Genomic DNA, 14,455 nt, shown 5'->3' with positions numbered 1-14,455 from the left:
ACGATGGTCGGGGGGCAATTAGCCTTAAGACAGGGTCCTAGCCCATTATCCTCTCAGCAAGATTCCATCTCGATGAGAGGAGATGTGACTTAGTAGCGACCGATGCCTTGGCCGGGTTTGTAAACGATGAAGCTCACCGTTTGGCACTGTTTGATGTTGTCGAAACCCACCACGCGGATGTAGCAGTTGGAGTACTCAGAACGGCACTCACGCACTTCGCTCAGCACATCCTGAGGAGTAGAAGCCGAGAACAGAGGCAGTTTCCACAGAGTCCAGTGGTGATCACTGGGGAGGGGATCTTCTTCAAATTCAACCGCAGGAATGAAACCTTGGTCGAACATATATTGGATCTGGCTGATGATTTGTTGGTCAGTCAGAGGGGGAAGATAAGACAGAGTTTCGTAACGACGCTCTTTAGGCAGGGTTTTCATCAGAAATGACTCCTTGTTCTGTGACAAATGATGTTAATCAGGGACATCCCGACGCTCAGACTCCGGAGGCGCTGAGTCCTCTCCTGAAGTCGAGCTAGGTGATGGTGAAGTAGGTTCAGCCGTTCGGGTTAGGCGTTCAAGCAGTTGGCGGCGGTGGTCCGTGTTGGACTGTTCAATCTGGGCCATCACCATACTCGGTAACAACTCCAAAATTGACTCCGCCAGATGAGCGCGTACCGTCAAGACTCGCAGCATGAGTTCCTTATTCTCCTGCATCAAGCCTTGCAAATACGCCTCACCATCTTGAACGCGATTCCTCGAAGAATACTCGCTGAGCCAAAGGGCCAGGGAAGGATTCGTTTCTGAAAGCTGCTCGATAATAGTCCGAACCGCTTGATAGGTGAGGTAGCTTTGCAGCACCTTGGCCGTATCGTTGGCGACTTTTTTCGGATACATCTAGGCTTTATCCTTCCCGAAACGCCTTGGCAGAGTTGGGCTAGTGGTCATGAGCGATCCTTACATAGAGGGTCGCCCTTACCACTAGCAACTTAAGCGGGATTAGAGAGTATCAACCGCTTCATACTCGAACTTGATTTCTTTCCAAAGTTCGCAAGCCACAGCCAAGTCAGGAGACCATTTAGCCGCTTCGCGGATGATGTCGCCACCTTCACGCATGAGGTCACGACCTTCGTTACGGGCTTGAACACAAGCTTCGAGAGCCACACGGTTGGCGGTTGCACCCGGTGCGTTACCCCAGGGGTGTCCGAGGGTTCCACCACCAAACTGTAAGCAGGAGTCATCGCCGAAGATTTCCAGCAATGCGGGCATGTGCCAGACGTGAATCCCACCAGAAGCGACGGGCATAACGCCAGGAAGGGACGCCCAGTCTTGGGTGAAGAAGATACCGCGAGAGCGATCTTCTTCGACGAAGTCTTCACGCATCAGGTCAACGAAGCCCATGGTGATGCCTTTTTCCCCTTCCAGTTTACCGACGACGGTACCGGAGTGGAGGTGGTCACCACCGGACAGGCGCAGACATTTGGCCAGAACGCGGAAGTGGATTCCGTGGATTTTCTGACGGTCGATGACGGCGTGCATGGCACGGTGAATGTGCAGCAGGACACCGTTGTCACGGCACCAACGAGCCAGGGTGGTGTTGGCGGTGAAACCACCGGTGAGGAAGTCGTGCATGATGATGGGGGTGCCGATTTCTTTGGCGAATTCGGCCCGTTTCATCATTTCTTCAACGGTGGGGGCGGTCACGTTGAGGTAGTGACCTTTGATTTCGTTGGTTTCAGCCTGGGCTTTCTCGATGGCTTCTTGAACGAACAAGAAGCGATCGCGCCAGCGCATGAAGGGCTGAGAGTTGATGTTTTCGTCGTCTTTGGTGAAGTCCAAACCACCGCGCAGACATTCATAGACGGCGCGACCGTAGTTTTTAGCGGACAGACCTAATTTCGGTTTAATGGTGCAACCGAGCAGAGGACGACCATATTTGTTCAATTTGTCCCGCTCAACGGTGATACCGTGCGGGGGGCCTTGGAAGGTTTTAACCAGGGCAACCGGGAAGCGGATATCTTCTAAGCGCAGAGCTTTGAGGGCTTTGAACCCAAACACGTTCCCAACGATGGAGGTGAGGATGTTGGTGACAGAGCCTTCCTCAAATAGATCCATCGGGTAGGCGACGAAGCAGAAGTATTGGTTGTCTTCGCCGGGGACGGACTCGATATCGTAGCAACGACCTTTGTAGCGATCGAGGTCAGTCAGTCCGTCGGTCCACACCGTGGTCCAGGTTCCGGTGGAGGATTCTGCGGCTACAGCAGCAGCGGCTTCTTCAGCCGGAACACCGGGTTGGGGACTCATGCGGAAACATGCCAACAGGTCGGTGTCTTTGGGGGTGTAGTCAGGGGTGTAGTAGGTCAGGCGGTAGTCCTGCACACCTGCTTTATATCCAGCTTTCGCTTGTACCATATTCCTCGCTTTCTCCTTGGGTATCAGGGTTTCGTATAAGTAACAACGATCTGCACGCTTCCTCCTCAAGACTCCTACGACAAGATGTCGTCTCTGAAGTCCGGATGATCAACACCCATGTAAGACCCAATACAGGAGTGTCATGAGTGTGAGTGGCGGTGAGATTCAGTTGCGGTAACTTCCCGCTTGCGCGAGTCAGTGCTGGGGTTAGGAACCTGTACCCAGGCAACCAACAACGTCGGCGAAAGCCTGAACTCGGCCGACGCTTCGTTTCGGAAACGCAGTCGAATTTTTTTCTCGCGTCAATTTGCACGCTTGACGTGGGAAGTTTATGAAGCCAACAGTTCGGATTGAATGTTTCCTTACCAAGAAGCATCCTATCACGGATCGGATCCTTTTTTTTTTAGAGTTGACTGTTTTTTGCGCCTATCCCCATTGCAATTTTTGGGGAGGCTGATTAGTTTGCCTAATGCCTGTCTCGATGTAAAGAAATCTGACAGATGTTGAAGAAAAAAAAAGACAAACCCCTCCCCCCCCTGCGGAAAAAACCACAGGAGTCAGGGGAAGGGATCGAACGGAATCAGGGCATCTCAAGCGATCGCCGGGAGGGTCCTAGATATTCAGGATATTTGGATGGCTCAGGGGCAAATCGTCGTCAAACTTCTGAATTTTATCCCCTAGGAGGATTCGGAGGGATGAGCGGGGTTGGGATTAGAAGGAGATTTCAAATGGTGAGCGTGAGGAAACAGAGTTGTTAACATTTGATTCAGATGAACTTGCCCATAAATAAGTCGCTTGACGACGGCAGGCTCAGACTCAACTGCTTCCTCTACATTTGGGATAGCTGGGTCAGGATTAGGGGACTCTGCCTCCTGTGAGTCTGGGGGAGACTCAGGTGGCCCCGAGGGGTCTGGTGCAGAGGTCTCGGGTGGAGTTCCTGAGTCAGCTTGGGGAGGGGTTGGCTGCTGGTCTTCTTGATGGACCGAGGTTTCAGAGGATTCGGCATCCCAGGGAGAAGGCATCTCGGACTGGGGGGGAGCTGGGTTAGACACCTCGGGGGGGACTGCTTCCTGAGGACGACTGCGATCGCCCAGGACTGTCCCGGCTGGGACCACATCATCGGGCGCAATATCCTGATTAATAATCGTCGAGGCGGCTCCAATACTGGCGTAAGGGCCAACCGTACAAGCTCCAACAATTAAGACTCCAGCCCCTAAATTGGCTCCAGCCTTAACACAAATATTGCCTTGATGAGCATGAATTACAACACCTAACCCCAAACAAACCCCATCTGCAATGATGATGCGCTCATTGGGCCCCGCTTGTAGAACAACTCCTGGAGCGATCGCCGCGTTGGCATGAATGGTAACGTCTCCACTGACGAAGACATCCTCGCGCTCTAGGGGGGATATCGGTAGCGGTTGCATTGGGTTCTCACGGGTTATCAAACGTAGGGAACCGGTCCAGGGAATGTGAACCAGTGTCCCTAATCAGTTCACGGAATGAGAAGAAATGGCAGTGTTAACGAGTTGGCCCCATGGCAATCGGTAGTTATCCTGCCATTTTGCTCCTCATGTGATCTGCCCTATCCCTTACGGGCGTTGAATCACAGTTTCCAGAACACGGCGTTTGGCGTTGGGGTCAATGCCAATCAAACGCACATATTCACCGCTATGTTCCTTCATGCAAGCCTCAAGAGCTGGAACCACGTCCGTCATTTGAGAACTGTCAATGGGGGAACAGCTTTTCCAGGATTGGGTTTTGAAGCGGCGCGCTGTCGCGTGCTCAGTCCCGATGCGATACCCCTGGGCCAACAGCGATCGCACTTGGTCGAGGGTATCCTGCTCCAGTTGGCTACTGGTGACCGCGCGACTGTTCCCATTTTTCTGAGCCTGATACTGACTCGCACTCGCTCCAAAGCCTTTACGGCCATTGGTCGCCCGCGCGTGACCATTGCTCTGAGACCCCGGACGCTGAATAATTGTCTCACTGACGCGACGTTTAGCCTCAGGGTCAATACCAATTAGTTGCACATACTCACCCGCATGATCAGCGACACAAGCCTCAAGTTGGTTGAGAACCTGATTCAACTGTTTCGACTCAATGGGGGCGCAGGTTTTCCAGGATTGGGTTTTGAAGCGGCGTGGGGTGGCGTGTTCCGTACCAATACGATAGCCCTGAGACAGCAGCGATCGCACCAATTCCACCGTTTCGCCATCCAAAGACCCCTGGCCCGAGGTTGAGCGAGCCGTTGCTCCCTGACTGGTCACAGCAGCAACTTTCTCCACCGTCCCTTTACTCGGGGGGGTCACGCCATCAGGCCGTTGCACAATGGCTTCAACCACCCGGCGTTTCGCAGCGGGGTCAATCCCAATCAGTTGGACATAATCCCCAGCGGCCTCAGCCAAAATCTGATTCAGTTCCGAGATAGCCGCCTGGGGAGAACTCGATAACGTTCCCACCGTCAACCAAGACTTCGTTTTGAAGCGGCGAGCCGAGGCCCGTTCCACCCCAATCTGATAGCCCGATTGCAGGAGCGATCGCACCTGATCCGCCGCACTCGCATCCAAGCTGGCCCCAGTTGCCGCCGACGCTGAACCGGCACCATTGCCGCGACTCGCTCGATACGACGACGTCCCGGAGGAGCTACCCCCGCCAAGACTTGGGGTTTCTCCGGGACGCTGAACAATCATCTCCGTAACACGCCGTTTCGCATCCGGGTCAATGGCGATCAGACGCACATATTCCCCTTCATACTCTCTCAAGACCGTTTCGATTTCCCGGAGAGCCGAATCGGCGCGGGTGTTAGATAAGGTCCCAGCCGTTAGCCAAGACTTCGTTTTAAATCGGCGGGGGTTGGCGTGTTCAATGCCGATTTTGTAGCCCTGTTGGAGCAAGCGTTTCACTTGCCCGGTCACTTCATTAGTTAAACTCATACTCCCTACTGACGTATCCTCAGATACAGCGATGTCCTTGCCGTCACCGTTACCATTTGCCCGAGTGGCTGACTGTCGTGCAGAAGACTCACCCTCTGGGTTTGAGGACGAGGAGACCCCTCGCTGCAAAGCGACACTAGCCTCAAGCAAATACTGTGCGAAGTCCCGATCTACTGGTCGTACATCGGGCAGCCGATCCGCCTCGGCTTGGGTGGTAATGACAGATCCTGATGCCACATACTTCCCAGGAGGAATCTCAACATCCTGGATCAAGGTGTGCATCATCACCACCGACCCTTGACCCACCCGAGCGTTAAACACCGTCGAACGAAAGCCGATGAAACAATCGTCTCCAATGTAGGCCGGACCATGGACCAAGGCTAAATGGGCAATACAACTGTTGCGACCGATCCACACCGCGTATTCACGCTGGCGATCGCCCACAACCGTTGCACCGTTAAGCCCTTGAATGATGACTCCATTCTGAATATTCGCGTGATCGCCGATATAAAACGGCGACTCCGCGTCAGCGCGAACCGAGGTTCCCGGTGCGATCGTTGCTTCCTCGCCGACGGTGACGTCGCCGATGACATTAGCAAACGAATGCACATAGGCCGTGTGATGTATCTTAGGTTCGGCAAGCTCCCGCTGGGGGGATGGAGCCGCGCGCTTGCGGACAACCATAACGAATTTTGATCCTCAATCAACTCAATGGCCCCAACCCTGTTCGGACACAGCCAAAACAGACCTTGGGTAAAAATGGCTAAAAACTTTAGTTCCTAGGCAGCGACCCGTTCACGATTAGTAACGATCTTTTTTGTTATAAACCTGTCGGTTTTCTAAACTTACCGTGTCGATAATGCCGACGGTCAGCGCATCAATCGGAGACAATTCACGACCGGGTTCAACCCGAGCCGCACTCCCCCGACTGAACAGAACCCACTCTCCCACTCCAGCACCCACAAGGTCAGCAGCGACCTCATAGTCAGGAAGCAGCTCTCCTTCAGCATCCACCAGTTGTAAGACCAGGAGTTTTAACCCCCTCATCTTCTCTAACTTTTGGGTGCTGACGACGGTTCCGCAGACTCTGGCAATTTGCATTATCTCTCAGGCTTAGCGGCTAATCGAGCGAGGCGAACCAATGCTCTCACGGAATTGTTCCACAGCTTCGGTGTAACGAATCGGTAAAACATACTCCAGGTTCTCGTGAGGACGAGCAATAATATGGGTCGAGAGGACTTCACCCCCATTGACTCGTTTCACATTATCGGTCCCTGCCGCGATGGAGGCCTGCACCTCAGAGACATCACCCCGGACAATCACCGTCACGCGACCCGAGCCAATTTTCTCATAGCCGACCAAGGTCACCCGAGCGGCCTTCACCATCGCATCAGCAGCTTCCACCACCGCCGGAAACCCGAGGGTTTCAATCATTCCTACAGCAATTGACATTGTTTTCTCTAACTCCTGAAATAAAGCATCATCCCAACTCAGACCCGCTACCGAAGGATTCCCTCTTTAGGCGATCGCCTGCGATCGCCCACCAACGTCCTGAGCTAGCGTTCGATTAGTAGGTTCGGAACTGATCGACTTCCTCGGTGTAGCGAATCGGGAGAACGTACTCCAAGTTTTCGTGAGGCCGGGCAATGATGTGCGTTGACAGCACCTGTCCACCATTGACTCGGTTGGCAGCGTCAATTCCGGCGGACACTGACGCTTGGACTTCCGAGACATCGCCCCGGACAATAACGGTCACCCGACCAGATCCAATTTTTTCATAACCGACCAGGGTCACCCGAGCGGCTTTTACCATCGAGTCAGCGGCCTCCACCACTGCCGGGAACCCCAGGGTTTCAACCATTCCTACCGCAATTGACATGACGAGTATCGCTCCTTGAAAAAATACGCTTGATGCGTTTGAACTGCAAGCTAGTGGGCGATCGCACTCGGCGACCCCCAGTGAACGTGCCAAAACTCGGCTCGACAAACCCTCTGGCTGCCAGGATAGTTCCAGATCAAACCGCGCAGGCCCATGTCTTCCGACATGACTGTTGGCTCCTCTGCCTACGGGGTTGACCCCTGGGCTTGCCAGAAATTTCAGTCCAGCAAAATTTTGACGGGGAAGGCTAAATTATTCAATCCCAATACAAAGAGTAGGAAACTTTGGCTCCTTTGACAATATAAAGCAAGATGATATTTGCAAATCGGATAGTTTAATAAAAGTTAACTGAAGCGATCGCCCCCCCAAGCCCCCCTCCGCCACGAGATCCAATGGGGGGATCACGGACGTACTGCCGTATAATTGCTGTATTGCTTAAAATTCGACCTTGTGCCAAAGCCAAGGACAACGGTTCACCGATCCGGCCTTCACCAAGCCTCCGGTAACGGATCGGCTTTGGCACTCAGCTGAGCTTTGAAAATGTTCTCAGACGCACTAAAACTCCCGATAAAATGAGTGGTTTTCTCCTACAGACCTGTTGGTTCGTGCCCTTATACGGACTTATAGGCGCCGTCCTCAGTCTCCCTTGGTCCGTAGGCATGGTTCGACGCAGCGGCCCTCGTCCAGCAGCGTATCTCAATCTACTAATGACCTCGGTGGCCTTTCTTCACGGGTCTGCCGCCTACGTCCAAAGTTGGGGGCAACCCCCCCAGCAACTGGTATTTTCCTGGCTCAACGCCGCCAATTTAGACTTATCTCTTGCCATCGAAATCTCCCCCCTCAGTCTTGGGGCCATGGGACTGGTCACCGGTATCAGTCTCATGTCTCAACTGTATGCCCTAGGCTACATGGAAAAAGACTGGTCCCTAGCCCGCTTCTTCGGGTTAATGGGGTTCTTTGAAGCGGCCCTGAGCGGCATCGCCCTCAGCGACTCCCTGCTTCTAAGTTACGGTCTCCTGGAAATGCTCACCCTGTCCACCTATCTCCTGGTGGGCTTTTGGTATGCACAGCCTCTCGTGGTCACCGCCGCTCGCGATGCCTTCCTCACCAAACGGGTCGGAGACATTCTACTCCTCATGGGGTTAGTGGCCCTATCGAGCTATGGAACCGGCCTAACCTTCAGTGAACTTGAAGCCTGGGCCGAAACCAACCCCTTACCCTTCTGGACCGCCACCTGGCTCGGGTTAGGACTCATCGCCGGTCCCATCGGTAAATGTGCCCAATTTCCCCTGAACCTCTGGCTTGATGAAGCCATGGAAGGCCCCAGCCCCGCCTCAATTATGCGGAATTCAGTTGTGGTCTCCGCCGGGGCCTATGTCCTGATTCGTCTGCAACCGGTCTTCACCCTCTCCCCCGTCGTTTATGATGCCCTAATTATCATCGGGACCATCACCGCCATTGGGGGCTCCCTCATGTGCCTGGCTCAAATCGACCTGAAGCGGGCCCTATCCCATTCCACCAGTGCCTATATGGGATTAGTCTTCATCGCCGTGGGGTTAGGACAAGTCGATATCGCCTTACTGCTCCTGCTCACCCATGCGATCGCCAAAGCCCTAATCTTCTCTAGCGTCGGCTCCATCATCCTAGCCACCAACAGTCAAAACATCACAGAAATGGGGGGTCTTTGGTCACGAATGCCTGCCACCACCACCGCGTTTGTTGTGGGTGGAGCGGGGTTAGTCTCCATCCTGCCCCTAGGGACGTTTTGGACCTTTCGCCGTTGGGTGAATGGCTTTCAGGAAGTGTCTCCGGGATTGGTATTAATCCTCGTGCTCGTTAACTTCTTAAATGCCGTCAGTCTCACCCGAGTCTTCCGCTGCGTTTTCCTCGGAGAGCATCAAGCCAAAAGTCGCCGCAGTCCCGAGGCCCCTTGGACTATGGCAGTTCCCATGGTGTCCCTAATTATTGTCACCCTCCTAGTTCCCCTAATGCTGCAACATTGGCAGTTGTTGCTGACCTGGGATGGCCCCTGGGCATTTTCTAACAATCCCCTTATTCAATTTGGTAACCCCTTACTGGTGGTGAGCGGGCTTGCAGGAATCATAGTGGGCAGCATTATCCCCCTAGAACGCACCAATGCTCGCTCTCAGAAGTTGTCGGTGCGCTTCTGGCAAGATTTGCTGGCCTACGACTTCTATATTGATCGGGTTTACCGAGTCACCGTTGTCGCCTTTGTCTCAGGGTTTTCTCGTCTCGCCTCCGCCTTCGATCGCTATATCGTCGATGGTGCCGTCAACCTGGTGGGTTGGGTGGCCATTTTTAGCGGTCAAGCTCTCAAATATAGTATTTCGGGTCAATCCCAATCCTATGTCTTGACCATTTTAGCCGCCACAGGAATCCTCGTATTCCTGGCCCTATGGGGGTTTTAATCTGTCCCCAATTCCCCAGTGAGCCTCCTGAATTGATTGTGCTTTAAACTTCCAACTTTTAAGAACTACGCATGTTGAGTGCATTACTCCTGATTCCCCTGATTGCGGCAATGATGACCTGTTTGCTGCCCCAATCCTTACCCTCATCCCGCTTTCGTAGCATTAGTGTTGTGGTGTTGACAGCTCTCTTAGGCTTAAGCCTGAGTCTAGTGGTCAACTTTGACCCCCACGTGGGAGGGATGCAGTTCACCGAACAACTGCCCTGGGTCGACTGGCTTGGGCTTAGTTACCATCTCGGAGTTGATGGCATCTCACTGCCCCTAATTATCCTAAACCAGCTCCTGACGCTGATTGCCATTCTCAGTAGCCCTGACAAACTGGAACGGCCTCGCCTCTACTACTCCCTAATGTTAGTCCTGAACCTCAGCGTCACCGGCGCCTTCCTGTCCCAGGATTTGCTCCTGTTCTTCATCTTCTACGAACTGGAACTCATCCCCCTCTATCTCCTCATTGCTATTTGGGGCGGGGCCCGGCGCAACTATGCCGCCACCAAATTTCTCCTCTATACCGCCACCTCAGGAATTTTCATCCTGGCCGCATTTTTAGGATTAGTCTGGCTCACCGGGGCCTCCAGCTTTGACTATAGGGTCCTAGCCCCAGGAACCTTACCCCTAGCCAGTCAACTGATTTTGCTGACCGGCTTATTCATCGGCTTTGCCATCAAAATTCCCATTTTTCCCTTCCATACCTGGCTCCCCGATGCCCACGTGGAAGCTTCAACCTCAGTCTCGGTTCTCTTAGCTGGGGTCTTATTGAAATTAGGAACCTATGGCCTGTTGCGTTTCTGCGTGGGAATGTTGCCAGAAGCCTGGTCTGTGGCGGCTCCAGTCCTCGTCATTTTTGCGGTGATTAGTGTTCTCTATGGGGCCCTAACGGCAATTGCTCAGCAGGATATGAAGAAGATGGTAGCCTATTCCTCCATCGCTCACATGGGCTACATCCTCCTAGCCGCCGCCGCCGGAACTCACTTAAGTCTGTTGGCGGCGATTGCCCAATCCGTCAGTCATGGTCTGATTTCGGCCATGTTATTTCTCCTGGTGGGGGTTGTGGGCAAGAAAACCGGCACCCGGGATATTGATAAACTCTGTGGCTTACTCAACCCGGAACGAGGTTTGCCCATTATCGGCAGTTTGATGATTGTCGGTGTGATGGCGAGTTCGGGTATCCCAGGAATGGTGGGATTTGTCTCAGAATTTCTCGTCTTTCGGGGGAGTTTCCCCGTGTTCCCCGTGGCGACCCTTCTGTGTTTGGTGGGAACTGGTCTAACGGCGGTCTATTTCCTGTTGATGGTGAACCGAGTCTTCTTTGGTCGTCTCTCGGATGTGGTTATGAACTTACCCCCCGTGCAATGGGGCGATCGCATCCCCGCCTTAGTCCTGACGGTCTTACTAGTGGTGTTTGGCTTACAACCGAACTGGTTAGTCCGCTGGAGTGATACGGATGCAGCACGACTGGTTCCCCCAGTGGCCGTGGCCCAACTCTCCTCGGCGGTAGACGCACCATCGTTTCCCTCCGCAAATCCCTAGTGCAAGACGGTCCAGTTGTGGCCGACTGTCAACTGTCAACTGTTAACGGCTGATTTCATGGTTAGTACTCCTCTCGCTCCGTCTCAGCATCCCCTGGCCGAGTATATCCACCGCCTGGAACAGGGACAGGCATTACTCAAGGACACCCCGGAGAATGTCCTGGAAGTGGTGGGTATTCTCAAAAGCTATGGAGTAGTGCTAGATGCTTACTCCAATAATCTGATTTATATTGCCCAGGAACAGTTTTTAATGCTGTTTCCCTTCTTCAAATACTTCAACGGGGAGGTGAGCCTCTCGAAACTGTTGCGCTTCTGGTGGCACGATCGCATTAACTACGAGTATGCCGAATACTGTATGCGCTCGATGCTCTGGCATGGGGGCAATGGGGTCGATACCTATCTCGACAGTGATGAGTTTGCTAAGGCGGCCGAGGCCGCGATTCAGGCAAAAGTTCGTCAGAATCCCCTCCTGTCGCTTCTGCATCGACTCTTCCCCGATTTCTTGCCCGAACAAGTGCGGATGTCCTGCTACTACAGCGCCCTGGGCCAGTTCTGGCGGGTGATGAGTGATATCTTTCTGGAGTTGAGCGATCGCTATGATGCTAAAGAGATTCGCTCGATTCCCGATGTGGTGAAACATATCCTGGACGGCTTAGTGGCAGATGCCAGTCGTCCCATTACCTACTCGGTGGAGATTAAAGGGCAATCCTATGACCTGATGCCTAAGTCTCTGGGGTTAACCTTTCTTATGGACACGGCGGTTCCCTATGTGGAAGCGATTTTCTTTCGGGGCACTCCCTTCCCCGGAACCGTCTCCTATAATGCCCAAGCTTTCCAGATTCCCGATGAGCAGGGGGATTTTACCTATGGTGCCCTCTATGCCGACCCCTTACCCATTGGTGGGGCCGGGATTCCTCCGACCCAGTTAATGCAGGATATGCGCCATTTCCTGCCGGACTATCTCCATGAGGTGTATCGGCGCAGCATTCGTCAAGAGGATGATCTTCGAGTGCAAATTTGTGTCACCTTCCAGAAATCGATGTTCTGTGTCACGACGGCGGCCATTCAAGGCTTAGCCCCCCATCCCTTGACCACAACCGATCCGCAACAGCAAGGGGAGAATCGAGCCTATCTGGAACAATGGATGAATCGTTTTCTCAGTTCCCGGATTCGTGAAGCCAATGGTTAGGTTAGGGAGTTTCTAACGGCCCCTCTGAGTTGGCTTGAGGGAGCCAGAGGACGAAACTACTGCCGCGATCGCTCTGAAACTGCTGATCGGGATGTTGGGGGGGGCTGGTGACCCAGATATCGCCTCCCATCTGGCGCACCAAATCGCGGGCGATCGCCAACCCCAAGCCAGTCCCGGGAATCTCCCCCGCTGCTTGGACCCCTCGGTAACGCCGCTGAAACAGGTTAGCTTGGTCCTCGGGAGGAATCCCCACACCACTATCACTAATGGTCATGGCGACCCCATCCCCCAACTCAGGTTGGACTGAGGGGCGGACATCAACGGCAATCTCGCCCCCGGCTGGGGTGTATTTGAGAGCATTATCAATTAAGTTACCCGCCGCTTCGATGAGGGAGCGGCGATCTCCTTGGATGACCGGGAGGGTATCGCTGAAGTACACTGTCAGGTCTAAGTGACGCTCTTGGGCTAAGGTGCTGGCGGAACTGAGGAGAGGGTCTAGGATCTCTTTGAGATCCAGGCGGCTCTGGGGGGCTTGGCGACCCGGGAGTAGGGGTAAGGCGGACGGGGAGCTACTAGGAGCCGGAGGGGGGTCAGGGCTAGGTTCGCTGCCCCTCTCGGAGGCTTGAGGAAGTCGGAAGGGATCGGCATCAATCGCCCCTCGGAAGTCGAGTAAGAGATCCTGAAGTCGGTGACTCTCCCGGAGAATACTATCGGCATAGGAGCGGCGTGGATCATCGCTGGGGAGTTGTTTCACCAGCAGCTTGCCGAAAATCTGTAGGGCGCTCAGGGGATTGCGAAACTGATGCAACCAATCATGTAAGAGGTGATGTTGCTGGATTTGCAGGTGTTGCTGCTGGCGGTAACTGCGTTCAGTCCATTGCTGTCGCTGTTCCATGAGACAGGCCAGGGCGATGGTATGGGCGATTTGTTCGACTAGGGTGCGATCGCCCTCGCTCCAGGGTTCGCTCGCCCGGGCCGTCACCAACAGACCCACGGCGATGTTATCGTGCATGATGGGCATCACCAGTTGATAGGTGTCCTCTTCCTCCTCCTCAAGGGGAAGTTCCTCGTCGGTAGGGTTGGAGTCCTGCGCCTCTTGGGGAAGTAGATGCCCTCTTGAGGAGAGAAGGACTGTATCTAGACTATTGGGTTCGGCGGAACGCAATTGAATTTGCGGGCCGCGCTGGCGATCGCCCCGCACAGAGACTTCATCCCAAGCCACACGGCGATCGGGCTTGGCAATGGCCGGAACCAGTTTATGGTCATTCCCCCCGAGGAAGGTCTCCGCCAGATAGACCACTACGGGGGAAGCTCCCAAGGTATTCTCCAACAGTGCCACTTGTTCCTGGCACAACAACATCAATTCGGAACTCATGGGTTTTCCTTGCCATCGCATCTCTACAGTCATCCAGGGCTTGAGGCCGGAGCCTCCCCACGGACGGGCCTCAACCCCAGTCCCCATCCTCTCCACCCACAGGTTTGTCAGCTATTTGTGAATTTTTATTACGACCAGAACTGGGGCAGGAATGCCGGAAGGCATTTCTGTACGGTGAATAGACGCTTAAAAATTACTTATAGGATTTGGGCAAAGGAGTTGAAAATCTTGTCAAGATCTGATATATTTTGCTCGGTTTTGGTAGCTATCACTACAACCCGTCGGCAAACAGAGGAGGTAATACACCTTGGCAAGAAGACGCAAGAGAAAGAGCCGTCGCCGTCAAGAAGGACGAAGAATCTTAGAACACGTGCCTCAGTATAGTATTGAGAGCGGTCAAGATAAACCCGTCACGGCTGCACGTAAGTATATCAAATCTGAGCAAATTGCGCCTCCGGCACTACTTTTAGTCAAGCGCAACGAGCATACGACCGATCGCTACTTCTGGGCAGAGAAAGGTCTGTTTGGCGCGCAATACGTCGAAGAGAACCATTTTCTGTTTCCCAGTTTGCGGTTAGTCATTGAACAGCAAGAGAAAATTCAGGCAGCAGCCACTAGCTAGCTCCTGAGACCGGTCTAGGGAGACTTTAGCAACGTCTC

At 53.7% G+C, this 14,455-nt stretch carries 13 protein-coding genes; 4 read left to right on the top strand and 9 right to left on the bottom strand.

What is annotated here, in order from left to right:
* Positions 1–89 precede the first annotated feature (89 nt).
* The 8 genes from NEA10_RS07320 to NEA10_RS07285 all read right to left on the bottom strand — a co-directional run bounded on the left by NEA10_RS07320 (position 90) and on the right by NEA10_RS07285 (position 7,217).
* The gene (locus NEA10_RS07320) at positions 90–431 is read right to left on the bottom strand and encodes a ribulose bisphosphate carboxylase small subunit (RefSeq protein ID WP_252664671.1); all 342 of its coding nucleotides are present in this window, start codon (positions 429–431) and stop codon (positions 90–92) included.
* A 33-nt stretch (positions 432–464) separates the two neighbouring features.
* Positions 465–887, bottom strand: coding sequence for a RuBisCO chaperone RbcX (gene rcbX, locus NEA10_RS07315; protein WP_252664670.1), 423 nt, complete (start codon positions 885–887; stop codon positions 465–467).
* 102 nt (positions 888–989) lie between these two features.
* Positions 990–2,402 carry a form I ribulose bisphosphate carboxylase large subunit gene (locus NEA10_RS07310; protein ID WP_252664669.1) on the bottom strand — a complete coding sequence of 471 codons (1,413 nt, stop codon included), beginning with the start codon at positions 2,400–2,402 and terminating at the stop codon, positions 990–992.
* 677 nt (positions 2,403–3,079) lie between these two features.
* Positions 3,080–3,829, bottom strand: coding sequence for a beta-carboxysome scaffolding protein CcmN (ccmN, locus tag NEA10_RS07305; protein WP_252664668.1), 750 nt, complete (start codon positions 3,827–3,829; stop codon positions 3,080–3,082).
* Positions 3,830–3,994: 165 nt separating this feature from the next.
* Positions 3,995–6,022 (bottom strand): RuBisCO small subunit-like domain-containing protein, encoded by a 2,028-nt coding sequence (locus NEA10_RS07300; RefSeq protein WP_252664667.1) that lies wholly within the window; start codon positions 6,020–6,022, stop codon positions 3,995–3,997.
* Positions 6,023–6,139: 117 nt separating this feature from the next.
* Positions 6,140–6,439: a beta-carboxysome shell vertex protein CcmL gene (gene ccmL, locus NEA10_RS07295; protein ID WP_252664666.1), complete on the bottom strand. Its 300-nt coding sequence runs from the start codon at positions 6,437–6,439 to the stop codon at positions 6,140–6,142.
* 12 nt (positions 6,440–6,451) lie between these two features.
* Positions 6,452–6,790, bottom strand: coding sequence for a carbon dioxide-concentrating mechanism protein CcmK (locus NEA10_RS07290; RefSeq protein ID WP_159787204.1), 339 nt, complete (start codon positions 6,788–6,790; stop codon positions 6,452–6,454).
* 115 nt (positions 6,791–6,905) lie between these two features.
* Entirely contained in the window at positions 6,906–7,217 is a 312-nt protein-coding gene (locus tag NEA10_RS07285; protein WP_068787380.1) for a carbon dioxide-concentrating mechanism protein CcmK, read from the bottom strand.
* Between the two features lie 572 nt (positions 7,218–7,789).
* Here NEA10_RS07285 and NEA10_RS07280 point away from each other — a divergent pair.
* From NEA10_RS07280 to NEA10_RS07270, 3 genes are all read left to right on the top strand, one after another.
* Positions 7,790–9,646 (top strand): NAD(P)H-quinone oxidoreductase subunit F, encoded by a 1,857-nt coding sequence (locus NEA10_RS07280; RefSeq protein ID WP_252664665.1) that lies wholly within the window; start codon positions 7,790–7,792, stop codon positions 9,644–9,646.
* Positions 9,647–9,717: 71 nt separating this feature from the next.
* Complete coding sequence (locus tag NEA10_RS07275) at positions 9,718–11,232, top strand: NADH-quinone oxidoreductase subunit M (protein WP_252664664.1); 1,515 nt, start codon at positions 9,718–9,720, stop codon at positions 11,230–11,232.
* A 57-nt stretch (positions 11,233–11,289) separates the two neighbouring features.
* Positions 11,290–12,420: a CO2 hydration protein gene (locus NEA10_RS07270; RefSeq protein ID WP_252664663.1), complete on the top strand. Its 1,131-nt coding sequence runs from the start codon at positions 11,290–11,292 to the stop codon at positions 12,418–12,420.
* A 1-nt stretch (position 12,421) separates the two neighbouring features.
* Here the strand turns inward: NEA10_RS07270 and NEA10_RS07265 are convergent, their stop codons facing one another.
* Positions 12,422–13,795, bottom strand: a complete 1,374-nt coding sequence (locus NEA10_RS07265) for a GAF domain-containing sensor histidine kinase (RefSeq protein ID WP_252664662.1) — start codon at positions 13,793–13,795, stop codon at positions 12,422–12,424.
* Positions 13,796–14,102: 307 nt separating this feature from the next.
* Here NEA10_RS07265 and NEA10_RS07260 point away from each other — a divergent pair, with 307 nt between their 5' ends.
* Positions 14,103–14,417, top strand: a complete 315-nt coding sequence (locus tag NEA10_RS07260) for a DUF3155 domain-containing protein (RefSeq protein WP_252664661.1) — start codon at positions 14,103–14,105, stop codon at positions 14,415–14,417.
* Positions 14,418–14,455 lie beyond the last annotated feature (38 nt).

The sequence above is a fragment of the Phormidium yuhuli AB48 genome (assembly GCF_023983615.1).
In the GTDB taxonomy this organism is placed as follows: domain Bacteria; phylum Cyanobacteriota; class Cyanobacteriia; order Cyanobacteriales; family Geitlerinemataceae; genus Sodalinema; species Sodalinema yuhuli.
This window is presented reverse-complemented; position numbering and strand designations above follow the sequence as displayed.

Coding starts and splice junctions, on each gene's coding strand:
- NEA10_RS07280 (WP_252664665.1), top strand. CDS start 7,790: ATGAGTGGTTTTCTCCTACAGACCTGTTGGTTCGTGCCCTTATACGGA.
- rcbX (WP_252664670.1), bottom strand. CDS start 887: ATGTATCCGAAAAAAGTCGCCAACGATACGGCCAAGGTGCTGCAAAGC.
- NEA10_RS07300 (WP_252664667.1), bottom strand. CDS start 6,022: ATGGTTGTCCGCAAGCGCGCGGCTCCATCCCCCCAGCGGGAGCTTGCC.
- ccmN (WP_252664668.1), bottom strand. CDS start 3,829: ATGCAACCGCTACCGATATCCCCCCTAGAGCGCGAGGATGTCTTCGTC.
- NEA10_RS07290 (WP_159787204.1), bottom strand. CDS start 6,790: ATGTCAATTGCTGTAGGAATGATTGAAACCCTCGGGTTTCCGGCGGTG.
- NEA10_RS07320 (WP_252664671.1), bottom strand. CDS start 431: ATGAAAACCCTGCCTAAAGAGCGTCGTTACGAAACTCTGTCTTATCTT.
- NEA10_RS07275 (WP_252664664.1), top strand. CDS start 9,718: ATGTTGAGTGCATTACTCCTGATTCCCCTGATTGCGGCAATGATGACC.
- NEA10_RS07285 (WP_068787380.1), bottom strand. CDS start 7,217: ATGTCAATTGCGGTAGGAATGGTTGAAACCCTGGGGTTCCCGGCAGTG.
- NEA10_RS07310 (WP_252664669.1), bottom strand. CDS start 2,402: ATGGTACAAGCGAAAGCTGGATATAAAGCAGGTGTGCAGGACTACCGC.
- NEA10_RS07270 (WP_252664663.1), top strand. CDS start 11,290: ATGGTTAGTACTCCTCTCGCTCCGTCTCAGCATCCCCTGGCCGAGTAT.
- ccmL (WP_252664666.1), bottom strand. CDS start 6,439: ATGCAAATTGCCAGAGTCTGCGGAACCGTCGTCAGCACCCAAAAGTTA.
- NEA10_RS07265 (WP_252664662.1), bottom strand. CDS start 13,795: ATGAGTTCCGAATTGATGTTGTTGTGCCAGGAACAAGTGGCACTGTTG.